This window comes from Blautia sp. OF03-13 (assembly GCF_003460685.1).
GTDB lineage: Bacteria > Bacillota > Clostridia > Lachnospirales > Lachnospiraceae > Fusicatenibacter > Fusicatenibacter saccharivorans.
In genome coordinates this window covers 144,043-161,596 of the sequence record NZ_QTVR01000008.1, presented here as the reverse complement: position 1 = coordinate 161,596, position 17,554 = coordinate 144,043, and the positions used below count along the sequence as shown (strand labels likewise).

Below are 17,554 nucleotides of genomic sequence, written 5' to 3'. Positions count from 1 at the left end.
TAAATTGGAAGTAGGAAGACAGCCACGGTAGAATCATGAGTAGAATCACTTTCTTACGCACCGGAACAGCAAATGTTCCGGTGCTGAATGAACTATAACGGTTCACTCAGCCGTGTCGCTTGGTTTTGAAGGCGGAGTTCCTTTGTTGTCGCTGTTATTTGGCATTTTTCCACCTTCGGGATCGCTCATCGTTTTAACAGACCGGGTTCCGGCGGTGGTGATGATGTCCGTGAGGGTGATCTCTTCGTTATCGGTACCGGCAGCCAGAGTATACGTTGCGTCCAGTTTCATTTCTGGGCAGGTCAAAACGATGCTGGCGTAGGCTTTTTCGGGTGTGACCGTGAAGAGGGCACTTCCATCGCTGTCTGTCAGTGTGATGGTAGTGTCAGCGGACTGGGTTTCCGTACAGTAATAGGTGATAACGGGCTGGGTGGAAGCTTCGTCGAAGCTTTCCGTCATGCCGGCACTGCCGATAGCAGCTAAGGTTCCGCCGGTCACAATTGCACTTCCGTCGTAATCGAGGGCACTGTCACCATCGCTGGTCGGCCCGTACACGATCGTAGTTCCGCCGGTCACGAGAAGACCGCCGTTGGAATCAAGACCATCACCATCGGCGGATACGGTCAGGGTTCCGCCGGTAATTTTAATGTAAAGCTCAGAGTTTCCCCCGCCGCCGGGGCCTCCCTGCATCATCTGTCGAGCATCGCCGTCAGAAGGAGCATTCCCCGGATCGAAGTCCTGCGGCGCATTTCCGCCAGACGGAGCGTTCTCCGGATCGAAGTCCTGCGATGGCTGCATATCGCTGCCGTTTTCTGTATCAGGCGGCATTTGCGGAGGTTCCTTTCCGTCTGCCGTACCGGATATGCTGCTATCATCACCGGAGTTTACGACAGCACTGCTATCGTCGTTTGAGCTTGCGGCATTGCTGTCATCGTCACCGGAACCGGCAGCATTGGCGCCATCGTCGCTGGCATTTACGGTAATGTCACCACCATTGACCACAACGCGTTTTCCTTCCAGTCCTTCGTAGCTTTTTTCAACAAGGATCGTTCCGCCATGAATGACGGTGTCGAGATCCGCATGGAAACCGTCATCACCGGAGTTTACGGTGATGGTTCCGTCATCGACAACAATGCTGCCGGTTGCATGGAAGCCGTCCTGTTCCGCCTCGATCGTAAAAATTCCACCGGCAATATAGATATTTCCAAGCTCTGCGTCATCCGTATTCTTCGCTTTGACCGCACTGTTTGCAGCATCAATGTCAAAGCTTCCGTTCAGAATTTTAATCTGATCTTTGGCTGTGATCCCGTTGTCCGCAGCGGCGATTTTGTAGGTTCCGCCGGTAATCACAAGATCATCTTTGGATACAATCCCGTGCTTGTAGTCTGCCTCGATGGTCAGACTTCCTGTCCCGTTGCAGACAAGATCTGATTTGGAGAAGATAACACTGTCTACCGTGTTGTCGTCAATCTGAGTGTACTCGTTTCCATCGCCAAGCGTGTTGCTGCTGTTTTCAGCAAGCGTGATGAAAACTTTGTCCGCTTCGCGAACGTAGATGGCAGCATTCGTCTCACAGTTGATATGGACTCCATCGAGTACGATCTGAACCTTGTCGGAATCGGATGCGTTTACGATAATCTGGCCATCCTCAAGTGTTCCTCTTACGATGTAAACGCCTTCTTCCGTGATGGTAATTGTGCTGCCGTCTGCTTTGGCTCCGCTGCCGGAGACGGTAGCTGTCGTCTTATTAAGTGTAATTTTTACGGCTTCTGATGCTTTATAGCTTCCGCTCTTCTCACGGTCTGTGAATTCGGTGTCGATAGTGGATTCGGTCAGTTCCAGGTCAAAATTAATATCGGAAGCACTTTCCATTGCATTTTCCGAATCTGTGCTCTCTGATGTGGTATCCGCGTTGTCGGCAGATGTTTCGCCGGTTGACTCTGTACGGGCAGATTCGGCATTCACAGAGCTGGAAGATGTCACTGCTGTGCCGCATCCGCCGAAGGCCAGCGATGATGCAAGAAGCAGGCTGACGACTGCGCCGGTCTCTTTTTTTCTGTTTTTTTTCTTTCTGTTTCGATTCATTATAATTCCTCCCTTCCAGTCTGCGCACGACTGCACAGGATTTCAAGGTTTCCGTTTCTGCAGCGGAGCTGGTCAATCATGTTTTTCTCTTCGCCTTCCTCGCGGAATACGATGCGATACTCCAGCTTGAAAAGACTTCCCATATTCGTGGTTTTTACCTGTACAAGCTCGCAACGGGTCAGATACCTGGCAAAGATATCGTCAAAAACACTGGTATAATCAAGGGACTCCGGTTCCAAGATTTCCATTGACGAGCATGATCACCCTCTGTACGATCACAGGCATCAGAACAAGCGTGACAGCAAAGCTTTTGGTGCATTCGCTTTTGTACCTGTAAACAGCAGCGATCAACAGTCCCAGAATCAGAGACACTGCTGTGCAGGCAAGGAACTGACCAAAGGTGAAGGCGGCGGTTGTTTCTGTAAAAACGGAACTGAATATTGCGTTAAGCATAGCAAATTCCTCCCAGAATTTTTTTATTTTCTTGTCTATTCAGAGCCCCATCTCGATTCCGCTTACGCTACATCGCGATGTTGCTTCTATTTTGCATGGCTCTGAATAGTTACATTTTCTTTTTTGTGAAGCAGATTATGTTTGAAAAAGGCTTTTCGCAAGCTGTGAGTCCACCCACTGCTTCTTGCTTTTCGCAATGGCCGCAGAGGACTTACCTGATTCAGCTAACGGAATGCTGTTTTTGATACGGTTTGCCGGATATCTGTGAATGGTATGAAAGCTTTTTCTTCTGATACTTTCTGATTTTCGATCTGATAGGCAAAGCCGTATTTAGAAAATGATGCCGGATAGATTGCAAGATCATCCAGAATTTTGCTGAACCATAGGGGCACAGCACCTGGTGATTTCACCTCCATGAGATACCAGCCTGGTTCTAAAAGCCTGGTTCCTTCCGTTGGACCGTCAAGACACAGATTGTCGGTACGCCATCGGATATTGGTGTCGAAGGTAACACGAAAGTTCCTGTCTTCCGTGCCGAAGCAGGCGATGCGGTCGTAGGCGATGTACATAGCGGGAGCAAGCCCCCGGTAGTAGTTGCGAAACCAAGTGATTTCGTGGAGAATCTGGCTGTCGAAGCCCGGTTCTGATTTTCCCGCAAGATAGGGAACCGCTTCTGATAATATCATGCGCTCGCGGCGTTTGTAGACGATTCCTTCATATTTTTTCTTTAGTTCTACGTATATGGGGCTGGTCTCTTTGGCCGGACCATAACTGCGGAGTCGCAGTTTTTCTTTGTAGGCGGGTTTTTCCAGCGAACGGCGGATGGGCTGGTGATCCGGGGTATCGTAATAGAGGCTGCAGATGGTATCAAGGCCGTATTCATCCATCTGCAGATGACCCGGAAGGCTCTTGCGAAGCTTGCGGGCCATGATCGGGGAAAGCATGTATTTTGTTTCATACCGTTGGAAGGTCATGGGAATCTGTTGGCTTTGTATCATAATCGATTGATCCTTTCGTTTGATTTACTTCCGGAAATGTTTTTTACATTTTTAAGTATAATGAGGAAACTTTAAAGGAACCTTAAAGAATGGACGGAAAATGTGAAAGATTTGTGAAAAGACGGACCTCTGTAATCCGGATCGCTTTTTGAATACCATATAAAAAAAGAAAGAGCCCTTTTCCGGACAAATTCGTTGGAAGCGAATTTGTTCGGAACGGACTCTTGCAGCCGCTATGCAACGTCATGAAACATATAAAATAGGAAAAGCGTCAAAAATCATCTTGGCCAGCGCTCTTTTCTGGACATGAGTGGCGCGAATGGTACATGAGGATGCGTCTGGTACCAGTAAGCTGTGGTAGCGACATCATCCTGACGTTCAAAGAGACCTCCATGACTGACGCCAATCTGCTGAAGGGTTACCTTAAGATCCTTCTCAAAAAGGATAGGATCAAGAAGGTGCCAGCGGTAGAAGCTGCGCTGTGGCATCTGATCATCATTGTGGTAATCATTATGAAGGAAGGTATCGTGGGTAGAGTAGTAAGGATATCCAAGATACGGAGTGCAGTACTGATTTTCAACGGTTTGGCCATTTTGCTGTGTTGCAAAGCTCCAGGCACCACCGAAGTAATCTTCTGTTCCGGTTCCGCAGATGGTTGGATAATCCTTGTCTCCATCGATGTAGAATTTCATCTCACCTTCTCCGTACCAGTAGCGTTCGAGGCTGGTAAGTGCAAGATACGTTCCAACGTACTGGCCTTTCCCTTTGATGTTGTCGAGGACAACGTAGTCTTTTGCCTTTTCCGTTATGCGCTGACGACGCCACTGGGCATGGAAATAGGCAGCATCTTCCGGAACCGTTGTCAGGCAATAGTCGATCTGATAAAAGAAGGCCGGAATCGGCTCATCACACTGATTTTCAATGGTAATACGGGCGTTTTTACGGAACGGCATCGGGAAATAGCTGTTGAAACCACGGGTCGGATTGACAGCAATCGGGACTGAGTTTACCTGGTAGGAAACACCGAAGCCGCAGCAGAAGAAATCGCCAAGCGGGCATTCCACGGATGGATCTTCTTCGTCATCCCAGTACATGCGCAGAACAAGATCCCGCAGAACATAACGGTTACGTTCACTGGTACGGTCTGTGACGGTGATCCAGATGTGCTGAATGATGCCTTCTCCCTGGATCTCACCAAGTGTTACGGTCTCTCCTGCTTCTATTTTCGGGATACACGGGGAACCTTTTCTGGACGGACCAAGATCGCTGGATGCCATGCCGCCTTTTCCTTTTTCTCCGTTCCGGTTTTCCCAGTTGATGGAACGGGACTGTCCGTTTTTCAGCCGGAAAATATTCTGTAAACCACAATCAAACATCATATATTCCTCCTTTTGTTTTGTTTTCTTTTGTTTTCTTTTGTTTTGTTTTTTCTCTCTTGGAAGCTTTTGATTTCTGCTTTTTTGTGTGTCTGCCTTTCCTACCCTGCCGTCATTTTTCCATTTTTCCGGAATTTTCTTTCTTTCATCCTTTTGCCGGAAAGACTGCTTTAAAACAGATGCCATCTCGTGTCCGCTCTGCGGTGATTTTTCCCTTATGTGCCTTTACAATTGCAGCTGCCACAGAAAGGCCGATTCCATAGCCGCCGCTTTCCCTGGCCCGCGACGCATCCGCACGGTAGAAGCGGTCAAAGAGGCGGTTGAGATCACCTTCCGGCAGGGTATCGCAGGTATTCTGCACCGAAAATTCTGCTTTTTTGCCGTTTTTTCGCCAGAAAATGTGGATTTTTCCACCCTCCGGAGTGTATTTAACGGCGTTATCCACAAGAAGAGAAACGAGCTGGTGGATTCTTGCGGCATCTCCTTCCATATGGAGTTCTTCTGCAATATCGCTCTGCAGCGCGATCCTGCCCGGATGTTTTTTGAATTTACAGGAAAATTCAAAAAACATCCGACCGGCACTTTTGCATGGGTGCTCGCAGCCGGATGTTCGATTTGCATTCATTTTCTTTTTTTCTCTGCCCGTCTCCGCAGCAGCTCTTTTGCGCCTGCATACAACAGAAAATATACCGTCAGAATCATAACAACTACAATCCTGTTATCTTTCAGGCTGAAAAAAGAGGTCACATTGACTGCCGCCAGAAACAGCAGCAGTGACACACTGAGATCAATTTTTTCTTTTCTGTCGGCCAGCACCATTCCTGCGGCCGCCAGAACCAGAAGAACGGCAATTCTTGCAATCAGATTTGCCATTTTGACGCCTCCTTACTGTTTCCGGAAGGTAATTTCCCCGGTTTTATCATCCATACCATCGACGATGGCAAGAGATTCCAGATGAATGCCGCGGTCACGCAGCAGTTTTCCTCCGATCTGGAACCCTTTTTCGATGACAACGCCTGCTCCTACGAGCTCTGCACCGGAATCCTGTACCAGGGTTGCCAGTCCTTCCAGCGCTTTTCCGTTTGCCAGGAAATCATCGATCAGGAGAACTTTGTCTCCTTTTCCCAGAAATTCTTTGGAAACAATGATATCATAAACTCTTCCATGGGTGAAAGATTCTACTTTTGTGGTATAAACATCGCCGGCGATATTTTTGGTCTGCGTTTTCTTTGCAAACACAACCGGAACATTAAAAATTTCAGCCACAACACAGGCAATTCCGATTCCAGATGCCTCGATGGTCAGGATTTTCGTGATCTCCTCTCCCGCAAAACGACGCTGAAACTCTTTTCCGATTTCCCGGAACAGATTGACGTCCATCTGATGATTTAAAAAGCTGTCCACCTTCAGGACATTTCCCTCGCGTACTTTTCCGTCTTTGCGGATTCTGTCTTCCAATAACTGCATTTTTTTGAAGCCTCCCGAATTTTTATTATACCCATTGTACTTACTTCTCACTGGAAATGCAAGTCCAAATCCATCAAATTTCGCACTGTCTCAAATTTTATTCATGGCAGCCGCCGGTGTCTCTGCAGCAGAGATCCTCTTTCCGGTCCAGATCCTTTAATTCCCACGCGGCTTCGACCAGGAACGGAATTACCGATTCCCAGTGCCGTTTCAGCACCTTTTTCCCGCCGCGGTCGCCGGAAAGTTCTTTTAGTTCTGAAAAATAAGGTTTTGAAAACCACGCCGGATTGCCGCTCTCGCCGCCGCAGAAAACGCAGCCAAGTGGAGCCTTCTGCATCTCCATGGATTCCAGAAAGCGCTCCGCCGTCTCTTCCTTCAGGTACGGCTGATCCGCCACAAAACACGCACAGGCATCGGCATTTTGCTTCTCCGCCGCCTCGATTCCCGCGCGGATTGTATAGGAAATTCCTTTTTCGCTGTCCGGCGAAAACACCGTCTGCAGACGCCCGGCTTTTACCAGCGGCGCAAGCTCCTCCAGAATCCTTTCATACTGCGTCACAACCAGCAGTTCCCAGTTCTCATGCCTTCTGGCAATTTGGGCCAGCCGGTCCAGCAGATGGCGGTACACCGCCTTTCCATCCAGCGGATAGAGCAGCTTATTTTCCCCGAACCGTCTGCTGTTCCCGGCTGCCAGATAAAGTATCGTTACTCGCATTCTTTTTCCGCAATTCCCATTGCAATCTGCTCGCTCGTGATCGGCAGTTCGCGGAACCACAGACCCGTCGCATTGTAGATTGCATGTGCCAGCGCCGGAGCCGGTGTGTTGATGACGATCTCGCCGATCGATTTTGCACCGAACGGACCGGTCGGCTCGTAGCTGCTCCGAAACTCGACGCGCAGCCTGCCCATATCGAGGCGGGTCGGCACTTTATACTGCATAAACGAATTATTGATCATCTGACCCTTGTCCGTGTACTGGATATTTTCAAACAGCGTCATGCCGATGCCCTGCACCAGACCGCCCTCGACCTGTACGCGCGCAAGGTTCGGGTTGATGACGGTTCCGCAGTCGACAACAGCGGCATAATCGAGAATCCTGACCTCGCCGGTCTCTTTATCCAGCTCGATCTCGACCGCACCAGCCATATAAGGCGGCGGCGATACCGGAGAGCAGTTGCTTTCCGTCGCTTCCAGCGCGATGCCGTTATTGCACATGGCCGCTGTTGCGATTTCTTCCATCGTCATGCTGCTTCCGCTCTTTTCATGCACGACGCCGGTACCGGTAAATTCTGTCTCATCTTCCGGCACGTTCATCCGCTCTGCCGCCAGGGCACAGATTCGTTTCCGAAGCGTCATGCAGGCTTTTTCCACCGCTTTTCCGGTAATATACGTCGTACTCGATGCATAGGAACCGGAGTCATACGGGGACGTATCGGTATCTGCGCCGACAACAGTAATGTCATCCACATCACACTCCAGACACTCTGCCGCCATCTGGGACAGAATCGTATCGCAGCCGGTTCCCATATCGGCCGCTGCGATCAGCATCGTATAGCCGCCGTCGTCGTTGACTTTGATTGTTGCCGATCCGACATCGAGATTGGAAATACAGGAGCCCTGCATCGCCATCGCAATGCCGACGCTGCGCACCTTTCCATTTCCCATATCACGGCACGGATATTTCTCATCCCAGCCGATCATCTCTTTCGCACGCTCCACGCACTGGTCAAGCGCACAGCTGTTTGCCGTTTCGCCATAGTAAGCCGGCATGAACTGTCCCTCACGGACCATGTTCTGCTCCCGGATCCGGATCGGATCGATGCCAAGACGCGCTGCCATCTCACTGACAGCAGATTCTACGGCAAAGATACCCTGCGTCGCACCGTATCCGCGGTAAGCACCGGCTGACATTACGTTGGAATACACAACATCATACGCAAACCGGTAAGCCTCAAGAGATCCATACATCGGAATCGATTTGTGGCCGGAAAGGCCGACCGTTGTCGGTCCATGCTCGCCGTATGCACCCGTGTTGGAAAGTGTATACAGATCGATCGCACGGATTCTTCCGTCCTTCATCGCACCGAGGCGGATCGTTACTTCCATCTCATGGCGCGGTGTGGATGCTGTCTGGGACTCTTCTCTCGTAAAGATCATTTTCGACGGTTTTCCGGTTTTCCAGGTTACAAACGCCGGGAAAATTTCGGCAACCACCGTCTGCTTCGCTCCGAATCCGCCGCCGATTCTCGGCTTGGAAACACGGATCTTCGATTTCGGAATGCCGAGTGCATTGGACAGAATGCGGCGCGCATGGTAAACGATCTGGGTCGAGCTCAGCACATTCAGCCGTCCGTAGGTATCCATAAAGCAGTATGTCCGGAACGTCTCCATCATCGCCTGCTGGGCTGCGCGTACATGATACGTATGCTCTACGACCTCATCGCACTCTGCGAGCACGGCTTCCACATCTCCGTTGTGATCTTCCGCACTTGCACAGAGATTTCTCTGATTGTCCGCACCGACCGGACAGAGCGATTTCCAGCTTTCCTCCGGATGCACCAGCAGTTCATTATCCTTGGACTGATGAAAATCCAGAATGGCCGGAAGCACTTCGTACTCTACTTTCAGGAGCTTCCGCGCACGGTCCACGCATTTTTCATCTTTTCCGGCAATAATCGCCACCGGATCTCCCACGTAGCGCACATGCTGATCGAGGATCAGACGGTCATACGGGCTTGGTTCCGGGTAGGTCTGTCCTGCCATTGTAAAACGCTGTTTCGGCACATCCTCCCAGGTATAAATCGCCTCAATGCCCGGAACACGCTCTGCTGCCGTCTTTTTCACGGATTTTACGATTGCATTGGCATGCGGACTCCGCAGTACCTTGACAATCAGACAATCCTTCGGCGCCAGATCATCTACATAAACCGGCTTTCCGGTTACCAGCGTGAGGGCATCCTTTTTGATCACCGGTTTATTCACACTGCAGAGCTGATCGGTTCTTCCCGACCAGTCCGGTTCATAGATATGATTTTCTCTGCTCATGACGCACCTCCCTGCTGCTTTTTCCAGGCAAGGAAATTCAAAATTCCCCGAAGCTGTCCTTCATATCCGGAACAGCGGCAGAGATTTCCCGCCAGATATTCTTTAATTTCTTCCTCACTCGGATCCGGATTTTCCCGGAACAGCGCAATCGCATTCATAATCATCCCCGGATTGCAGAACCCGCACTGCTCGGCGCCCTGTCCGGCAATAAAGGAACCAAATTCTTCTGCTTCCTCCTGCAGGCCTTCCAGCGTATCCACCTTACATCCATTCGCCCGCGCCGCAAGCACCGAACACGACAGCACCGGTTTTCCCTCCAGAAAAACCGTACACAGCCCGCAGTTCGACGTCTCACAGCCGCGCTTCACACTGTAGCATCCCTGGCTTCTCACAAAATCGATCAGGAGCATGTCTGCATCAATTTCCGCTTCCGTCTTCTTTCCATTTAAGATCATCGAAATCTTCATCACTGCTCCTCCTTCTTCTGAATTTCTTCCATACATCTGCGCAGCAGCACCCGTCCCAGATGATGACGATACCCTGCACTTCCGCGCATATTACTGCCATATGTAAACTGATCAGAAATCTCCGAAGCCGCCGCCTTCAGCTCCTCCGCAGATGCCTTTCCAGCCGCCAGCTTTTCCGCCAGCTCCGCCGGAAGCTCTACACGTGCCGCCTTCGCCGGTCTTGCCCCAAGCACCGCACATCCTTTTCCGTCTTCCACCCGCACCGCACACGTCAGCACCGGGAAATCCGTTCTGGAATTTCGATGACTCTGATAAACCGTAACACCCTCATGCTTCTTCACAATCAGCCTTACCAGCACATCCCTGTCTCTCTTTGAACAGGCAAACTCCGCCAGCGGCATCCGTCCCGCATGAACCAGCTCCACCTCCGTATCCAGCGCCAGAAACAGCGTCAGCACATCCGAAAATCCAAATCTGCCGAAAATACTGCCTCCCACCGTAGCCAGATTCCGGAACTGCACCCCGACAATACTCCGCACACTCTCCCGTGCCGCACCGTCGGTATAAGCATTCAGCCCCTCATGCTCCTCCATCTGCCGCAGCGTCACCATACATCCAATCGAAAACTCCTCCTCGGACTCTTCAATCTGATCCAGTCCCAGCCCGGACAAATCAATCGCCGTCTGCACCTGCCTCTGCCCCATCTTCGTCCAGAGCATCCCACCCAGGATACAGGCGCTTCTCTTCTGATTCAGCTCATACGCCTCCTCCAGCGACCCCACCCGGACATAATCCTTAATCTTAATCATACTTACCCTATATCCTCCATTTTTACTCAATATAGAAGCCCATATATTTGATATTATACCCGACCTGCTCCCCCCTTTCAACTTTTTTCTATTTTTTTCAAAAAAACCCTTGCATTTTCCCTCCACATCCAGTATAATCATTCAATGTCGGAAGTCATTCTGACACAAAACAAAATACATGGACGGATTCCCGAGTGGCCAAAGGGGACAGACTGTAAATCTGCTGCAAATTGCTTCGATGGTTCGAATCCATCTCCGTCCATATGCCGCAGTGGCGGAACTGGCAGACGCCCGGGACTTAAAATCCCGTGGGTAGTGATACCCGTACCGGTTCGATCCCGGTTTGCGGCACGATTAAGAGCTCTGATTCATACGAATCGGAGCTCTTTTTCCATTTCTATTTTTCAATCTCCCGTCCCCACTACCAGCCTCGCCGCCGCCCGTTCGGTCTTGCGTGATGCGGCGGCGAGGCGTCCGTCACTCCTCGCATCTATGCAGTACCACTCCCGATAACGGCAGCAAATCCATCTCCAGTATGCCCGCCGGTGCCTCGATTTCTTTCTCCTCCGAAGAAAATCCCACCGCATCCGTCGCAAACACCTGCGTCAGCTTCGCCACCGAACTCCGGTTAATCCCGGTAAGCCACACCGGAATCTCCACATGCACCCTCTCATTCCGGTTATTAATTATCACAATCACCTGCTCCTCCTGATTAAACCGTCCATAAGAAAGCACATTATAATCATGGTACAAAAATTTCAGCGATCCCATCGCCAGCACCGGAAATCTCCGATGCACCGCAATCATTTCTTTATAGAATCGGATCAGCTCCTGATCCTCCTGTCCCCAGGGATACGTCCTCCGGTTATCCGGATCCGTAAACCCAACCTGGCCGGCCTCATCCCCATAATACAGCGTCGGCGCCCCCGGCCACGTCATCTGAATCACAACCGCCTCGCGCAGCACCGCCTTATTCGTATTCTCCGCAGCCGCATACGGCCCAACATTCGCCACACGCCCCACACGATGATTCGTTCTCGTGAGGAACCGCGAATGATCATGATTATCCAGCTCATTCATCGCCGTATACAGCGAAGGCGCATAAAACGCCGGCATATGATACGTCATCGCCCCGATAAAACTCTCACTGTTTCCGAGAAGCCCCTGGTTAAACTCATCACTGTGCTTCTCCATACCCGTGAGGAACCAGGAAACCGGCTCCATAAACGCATCATAGTTCATCACCGTATCCCACTCGTCGCCCTGCAGCCAGCTCATCGCATCGCCGTAGTGCTCCGCCAGAATAATCGCCTCCGGATTCGCCTCCTTCACAACGCGCCGGAACTCCTTCCAGAACTTGTGGTTAAACTCCGGGCTGTGTCCTAAGTCTGCGGCCACATCCAGCCGCCAGCCGTCCGCATTAAACGGCGGAGAAACCCACTTCGCGCCGATGCGCATAATATCCTCCATCAGCTTCTCCGAACCCTCGTAGTTCAGCTTCGGCAGCGTATCATGGCCCCACCAGCCGTCATAAAACTCATTGTACGGCCAGTTATGCTCATTATAAAACTTAAAAAACGTGTGATACGGACTGTCCTGCGCCACATACGCGCCCGGCTCATAGCCCTTTCCGGCCTCATAAATCCGCTCGCGGTCCAGCCACTTGTTAAACGAACCACAGTGGTTGAAAACGCCGTCCAGAATCACCTTCATGCCGCGCTTGTGCGCCTCCTCCACCAGGTGGATAAACAGTTCATTGCTCGCCTCCAGGTTCGCCTTGTTCGTCACACGGTCAATATACCGCGTTGCCCGCGTATTGTCCTTGTCGCCCGGCCAGAGCAGATCGCCTTCGTCGGAGACAATCTTTCCGAAATGCGGATCAATATAGTCATAATCCTGAATATCATACTTATGGTTCGACGGCGAAACAAACACCGGATTCAGATAAATGACCTGCACACCGAGATCCTGCAGATAATCCATCTTGTCAATGACGCCCTGCAGATCGCCGCCGTAGAAATTGCGGACATCCATCTGCTCCGGGAAGCGGTTCCAGTCATCCACCTTGTTGACCTGCTCACCGATGTAGCTGTACTCTCCCGTCAGCACATCGTTGGACGGATCTCCGTTGCAGAAGCGGTCCACAAAAATCTGATACATGACAGCGCCCTTCGCCCAGTCCGGCGTATGGAAGCCCGGGATAATGCCGAAAGAGTACATCTCCTGCAGCTCTCTTGTGACACCGAGCTTGTTGTAATAACAGACCACGCGGCCTGCCTGAATCTCAAAAAAATAGCGGATCGGCTCATTTCCGACCGGAATCTCGATCTCGTAATAATCAAAACCGTTCCGGACCAAACCGACCTGCATCTGTGCACGGGTGGAACCGCTGATGAAATAAACCGCATCTACATTATTTTTCAGGGTACGGAACCGGATCTTCACCGTGTCGCCCGGGTTCGGCTCAAACGGAATCTGATACTGCGGGGATTCATCGCTGTAGAGCGCATGCTTGTTGAACATCGCCCGCATCTGTGACATATACTGCTGCATTCTTGTTTTATCCATGAACTAACGCCTCTGTCTTTCTCAATCATTCATTCCTTATATTTTACCCCACACTGCCATGTAATACAACCTTTTTCTGAACACATGTAACGATTGTGTTTATTGGATTTTTATATAGTAAAAGAGCCAGCGGGGTACGCTGGCTCTTTTGGAGAAGGTATTTCTCTTATGGGGTGTAGCAAAAACTATATAATGTATTGGGGGGTTTTTACAGTTATTATAGTACCATACGTCCCTCGAAAAGTCTGCACAAATCGCGATTTTTTTTCATTTGATTCTTATTCAAAATAACGATGAATTTTTCCGGCGTTTCGGATTTTCTGTTTTAATTTGCACAAACGCCCGTAAAATCGCAGAAAAAAACCTGCAAAAAACTTTTTTGTTCTCTGCAGGTTTTCTATTGCAAATAAAAAGATATCAGATTTCTCCAGAAACTTCCGGTGCTGTTCCTGTCATCTGTGCTTCCTGCTCAAAAATGGCTTCGAATTCAGCACGGCTCAGCTTCTCTTTTTCCATCAGCTGCTTTGCACACTCATGCAGCACATAGGAATGCTCCAGAATAATCTGTTTCGCCTGATCGTGGCATTTCTCGATCATCTGGCGGACTTCCTCGTCGATGGCTGCGGCTACATTCTCGCTGTAGCTCTTCGTATGGCCCCAGTCGCGGCCGATGAAGACCTCATCCGAGTCGGAATCGTATGCAACAAGACCAAGGTTCTCAGACATACCGTACTTCGTAATCATGGAACGGGCGGTAGCCGTCGCCTGTTTGATATCCTGGGATGCGCCCGTTGTGATATCGTCGAAGATCAGCTCCTCTGCCACACGGCCGCCGAGGCATACGGTGATGTACTGCATCATTTTGCCTCTCGTCTGGAACATATCGTCATTCTCCGGCTGCGGCATCGTGTAGCCCGCTGCGCCAGGACCTGTCGGGATAATGGAGATCGTATAGACCGCCTCCATATCCGGCAGCATATGGAACAGGATCGCATGGCCTGTCTCATGGTATGCGGTGATCCGTTTTTCTTTATCCGAAATGACTTTACTGCGCTTCTCCGCACCGATGCCCACTTTGATGAAAGCAGACTTGATATCGGCCTGGCGCACAAATCTTCTGCGGTCCTTTGCCGCCATGATTGCTGCCTCGTTCAGCAGGTTCTCCAGCTCTGCGCCGGTGAAGCCTGCGGTCGTCTGCGCGATCTGTTTCAGATCCACATCCTCGGCCAGCGGTTTGTTCTTTGCATGGACTTTCAGGATTTCCTCACGGCCCATGACATCCGGCGGTCCTACAACCACGCGGCGGTCAAAACGGCCCGGACGGAGAATCGCCGGATCCAGGATATCGACACGGTTCGTCGCTGCCATCACGATGATGCCCTCATTGACGCCGAAACCATCCATCTCAACGAGAAGCTGGTTTAATGTCTGCTCTCTCTCATCGTGGCCGCCGCCCATACCGGTGCCTCTTCGTCTTGCCACGGCGTCGATCTCATCGATGAAGATGATGCACGGCGCATGTTTTTTTCCTTCCTCAAACAGGTCGCGGACACGGGAAGCGCCGACGCCGACGAACATTTCCACGAAATCGGATCCGGAAATGCTGAAGAACGGCACGCCTGCCTCTCCTGCAACAGCTTTCGCCAGAAGGGTTTTACCGGTTCCAGGAGGGCCCACAAGAAGAACTCCTTTCGGGATTCTCGCGCCGACCTGTGTATATTTCTCCGGTGCTTTCAGGAAATCGACCACCTCAACGAGGTCTTCTTTTTCCTCTTTTAAGCCCGCAACATCGCGGAACAGGACTTTTTTGTCTTTGTCGGTGGACATATGGGCGTTGCTTTTTCCAAAATTCATCATTTTGTTTCCGCCGCCTCCACCGCCGCCCATGGAGCGGTTCATCATCGACATGCCGAAAAGAAGGATCATACCGAGCAGCAGGGCCGGCAGGACGGACGTCATGAAAATGCTGTCTCTCTGGACATTCTGTACGGTGTACGTTACATCAGCATCCTCCAGAAGGCTGATAGCTGCGTTTACGTCGGTCACATTGACCGTATAACTGTCACCGCCCTGCTCCTGTACCACGACGGAGCCGGTCGGCACTTCTTTGTTCTGGACAATCTGCGCGGATGTCACTTTGCCGTCTTTTACGGCGGTTTCAAATTTCTGCTGACTTGGACTGCTGCCTGCGCTGATTTTTCCGGTGATATAGAACATGGCAAGCACGATAATCACCATAAACGCCGCGTAGAGTCCAAATCCACTGCGCTGTCTGTTCATATTTTCTTTTTACTCCTCGTCTTCGTGAAACTCCACTACTCCGATGTATGGAAGATTCCGATATTTCTGTGCGTAATCCAGACCGTAGCCTACGACGAACTCGTCCGGGATATTAAAGCAGGTATAATCTACTTTGACATCGCGCACTCTGCGCTCCGGCTTGTCGAGCAGAGTACACAGGTGTACGGATTTCGGATTTCTCTTTTTCAGGATGTCGATCAGATAGTAAAGCGTTCTTCCGGAATCGATGATATCCTCCACGATCAGAACATCTTTTCCTTCCAGCGGCTGATCCAGGTCTTTTACAATACGGACAACTCCGCTGGACTTGGTGTCATCGCCGTAACTTGATACGGACATAAAGTCAAGGCTTACCGGCACTGTGATGCGTTTTGCCAGCTCGCACATAAAGAATACGCCGCCTTTTAAAACGCAGATCAGGTGCACTTCTTTTCCTGCGTAATCGCGGTTGATCTGGTCTGCTACTTCTTTAATTCGTCTGTCTACTTCTTCTTCGCTTAATAATACTCTGATTGTCTCTTTCATCTGTTTTCCTCCTTACCAACGCCAATCTGTATCTGCAGAACTGCTTTCGTGTCTTCCCCGACACGGCCGCTCTCTCCTCTGCGATACCCCACGACCCACCAGATCTCCGGTCCGTCGGCGAGCAGCAGAATGGAATCCCGCTCCTCTTTCGGTATCTTGGCATCAATCATATAATCTTTTAGTTTCTTTTTCCCGCCTTTTGCGGTTACTCTCAGATAATCTCCGCTTCTTCTCGTGCGGAGGACAAGACCGTCTTTTATTTTATCACAGTCAAAGCATTTCGTATACTTTTTTTCTTCAATTCTTTCGGGAAAAACCGATGTTTTTTTCACAATCGTGACTGGATTTTCTGCAAATGCGAGACTTTTTTCCTCTTCCCACCCGGCCGGAACCGGAATTGGAACTTCTTCGCCGCTTTTCCTTTTCCGTTCTTCTTTTAAATGCACTCCCTGCTTTTCCAGGCGGAGCGTCTCGTATCTGCGCACGGCGGTGATTCCATACGGCAGGCAGACACTTTTTCCGACCTGCTTTTCAAAAAGTTCCCGCACAGATTCCAGATGCTCCCTGGTAAGATCCTTCCGTTTTCCCGCCAGCTGTTCCAGAACGCGCCGGATCACGTAGCGCTGCAGAAGAGGCGCTTCGCTGCTCACCGCATCACGCAGCACAACCGCATTTTTCTCTGCGGATGCATACCGCTCCATCAGCTGATCCGTCTGCTGCTCCAGATATTCCTCCGTTTCCAGCAGGTCCAGCGATGTCTGTGCCATATGCGCGGCGGCACGCGGATTGACCTCTTCGGTCAGATACGGCAGCACATGGTGGCGGATTCCGTTCCTCGTGTAAGCATCCTCTGCATTCGTGCTGTCCTCACACCAGGAACACTTACGGCTTTCCAGTTCCTGCCGGATCTCTTTTCGTCCGACGCAGAGAAGCGGACGGATCACATTCCCCCGCACGGGGCGTAAGGAGGCAAGTCCGGCCAGCGACGTTCCCCGTGCCAGGTGATGCAGCATCGTCTCCGCAACGTCATCCTGGTGATGGGCGAGCGCAATTTTCACTGCCCTCTGCTCCTTTGCGCACGCTGCAAAAACTTCCTGCCGCGCCGCGCGTCCCGCCTCCTCCGTCGAGAGATGCTTTTCTTTTGCGATCTTCTCCACGGGACAGGAATAGAGATAGAACGGAACATCATATTCCCGGCACAGATTTTCTGCAAATGCCGCATCCCGCCCGGCTTCCGCGCCGCGCAGATTATGGTTGACGTGGACAGCCAGCAGCGAAAAGCCAAGCGGCTCCTGCAGTTCCCGCAGCAGATGAAACAGGCAGACGGAATCCGCGCCGCCGGAAAGGCCGAGCAGCACGCGTTCGCCTGCCATTACCATATGATACTGTTCCATAAAGGCTCTTACTTTCTCTCGCATCCTTCGTTTTTACTCCTATTTTTCCAGATTCTGGCGACCAGA

At 50.9% G+C, this 17,554-nt stretch carries 16 protein-coding genes and 2 tRNA genes; 2 read left to right on the top strand and 16 right to left on the bottom strand.

The genetic code is table 11. The annotated features are described in order from the left end of the window. Window positions 1–102 precede the first annotated feature (102 nt). The 12 genes from DXA55_RS08250 to DXA55_RS08200 all read right to left on the bottom strand — a co-directional run bounded on the left by DXA55_RS08250 (window position 103) and on the right by DXA55_RS08200 (window position 10,700). On the bottom strand, window positions 103–2,085 hold the full coding sequence (locus tag DXA55_RS08250) for a carbohydrate-binding domain-containing protein (RefSeq protein WP_117804145.1): 1,983 nt from the start codon (window positions 2,083–2,085) through the stop codon (window positions 103–105). Then, window positions 2,085–2,333, bottom strand: a complete 249-nt coding sequence (locus tag DXA55_RS19555) for a hypothetical protein (RefSeq protein ID WP_330410107.1) — start codon at window positions 2,331–2,333, stop codon at window positions 2,085–2,087. The genes DXA55_RS08250 and DXA55_RS19555 overlap by 1 nt, the downstream gene beginning before the upstream one ends. Then, complete coding sequence (locus tag DXA55_RS19550; RefSeq protein ID WP_330410108.1) at window positions 2,305–2,538, bottom strand: hypothetical protein; 234 nt, start codon at window positions 2,536–2,538, stop codon at window positions 2,305–2,307. Before DXA55_RS19550 ends, DXA55_RS19555 begins: the two co-directional genes overlap by 29 nt. Before the next feature lie 224 nt (window positions 2,539–2,762). Beyond that, the gene (locus DXA55_RS08240) at window positions 2,763–3,536 is read right to left on the bottom strand and encodes a polyphosphate polymerase domain-containing protein (RefSeq protein ID WP_117813703.1); all 774 of its coding nucleotides are present in this window, start codon (window positions 3,534–3,536) and stop codon (window positions 2,763–2,765) included. 278 nt (window positions 3,537–3,814) lie between these two features. Further along, window positions 3,815–4,912, bottom strand: coding sequence for a glycoside hydrolase family 172 protein (locus DXA55_RS08235; protein ID WP_117801450.1), 1,098 nt, complete (start codon window positions 4,910–4,912; stop codon window positions 3,815–3,817). A 145-nt stretch (window positions 4,913–5,057) separates the two neighbouring features. Beyond that, on the bottom strand, window positions 5,058–5,537 hold the full coding sequence (locus DXA55_RS08230) for a sensor histidine kinase (RefSeq protein WP_117813698.1): 480 nt from the start codon (window positions 5,535–5,537) through the stop codon (window positions 5,058–5,060). After that, window positions 5,534–5,785 carry a hypothetical protein gene (locus tag DXA55_RS08225; protein WP_022462118.1) on the bottom strand — a complete coding sequence of 84 codons (252 nt, stop codon included), beginning with the start codon at window positions 5,783–5,785 and terminating at the stop codon, window positions 5,534–5,536. The genes DXA55_RS08230 and DXA55_RS08225 overlap by 4 nt, the downstream gene beginning before the upstream one ends. 12 nt (window positions 5,786–5,797) lie before the next feature. Beyond that, window positions 5,798–6,379, bottom strand: a complete 582-nt coding sequence (locus tag DXA55_RS08220; RefSeq protein WP_055218716.1) for a xanthine phosphoribosyltransferase — start codon at window positions 6,377–6,379, stop codon at window positions 5,798–5,800. Window positions 6,380–6,476: 97 nt separating this feature from the next. Beyond that, window positions 6,477–7,094 (bottom strand): nucleotidyltransferase family protein, encoded by a 618-nt coding sequence (locus tag DXA55_RS08215; protein ID WP_117813696.1) that lies wholly within the window; start codon window positions 7,092–7,094, stop codon window positions 6,477–6,479. After that, a complete protein-coding gene (locus DXA55_RS08210) occupies window positions 7,085–9,424 on the bottom strand; it encodes a xanthine dehydrogenase family protein molybdopterin-binding subunit (protein ID WP_117813694.1) in 2,340 nt (779 codons plus the stop codon). Before DXA55_RS08210 ends, DXA55_RS08215 begins: the two co-directional genes overlap by 10 nt. Further along, a complete protein-coding gene (locus DXA55_RS08205) occupies window positions 9,421–9,891 on the bottom strand; it encodes a (2Fe-2S)-binding protein (RefSeq protein ID WP_022462114.1) in 471 nt (156 codons plus the stop codon). The genes DXA55_RS08210 and DXA55_RS08205 overlap by 4 nt, the downstream gene beginning before the upstream one ends. Next, window positions 9,891–10,700 (bottom strand): FAD binding domain-containing protein, encoded by an 810-nt coding sequence (locus DXA55_RS08200; RefSeq protein ID WP_117813693.1) that lies wholly within the window; start codon window positions 10,698–10,700, stop codon window positions 9,891–9,893. Before DXA55_RS08200 ends, DXA55_RS08205 begins: the two co-directional genes overlap by 1 nt. Before the next feature lie 180 nt (window positions 10,701–10,880). On the opposite strand from DXA55_RS08200, the gene DXA55_RS08195 reads away from it, so the two are divergent. Together DXA55_RS08195 and DXA55_RS08190 are read left to right on the top strand one after the other, a co-directional pair. Further along, a tRNA-Tyr gene (locus tag DXA55_RS08195) sits at window positions 10,881–10,962 on the top strand. A gap of 3 nt (window positions 10,963–10,965) precedes the next feature. Next, window positions 10,966–11,051 (top strand) — tRNA-Leu (locus DXA55_RS08190). Between the two features lie 126 nt (window positions 11,052–11,177). On the opposite strand, the gene DXA55_RS08185 is transcribed toward DXA55_RS08190, so the two are convergent. The 4 genes from DXA55_RS08185 to tilS form a co-directional block, all read right to left on the bottom strand. Then, on the bottom strand, window positions 11,178–13,268 hold the full coding sequence (locus tag DXA55_RS08185) for a glycoside hydrolase family 13 protein (protein WP_117813691.1): 2,091 nt from the start codon (window positions 13,266–13,268) through the stop codon (window positions 11,178–11,180). Between the two features lie 417 nt (window positions 13,269–13,685). Next, window positions 13,686–15,548, bottom strand: a complete 1,863-nt coding sequence (gene ftsH / locus DXA55_RS08180; protein ID WP_117509464.1) for an ATP-dependent zinc metalloprotease FtsH — start codon at window positions 15,546–15,548, stop codon at window positions 13,686–13,688. A gap of 9 nt (window positions 15,549–15,557) precedes the next feature. Continuing rightward, window positions 15,558–16,094, bottom strand: coding sequence for a hypoxanthine phosphoribosyltransferase (hpt, locus tag DXA55_RS08175; protein ID WP_022462110.1), 537 nt, complete (start codon window positions 16,092–16,094; stop codon window positions 15,558–15,560). Continuing rightward, complete coding sequence (gene tilS / locus DXA55_RS08170; RefSeq protein ID WP_117813689.1) at window positions 16,091–17,512, bottom strand: tRNA lysidine(34) synthetase TilS; 1,422 nt, start codon at window positions 17,510–17,512, stop codon at window positions 16,091–16,093. Before tilS ends, hpt begins: the two co-directional genes overlap by 4 nt. Window positions 17,513–17,554: the final 42 nt, after the last annotated feature.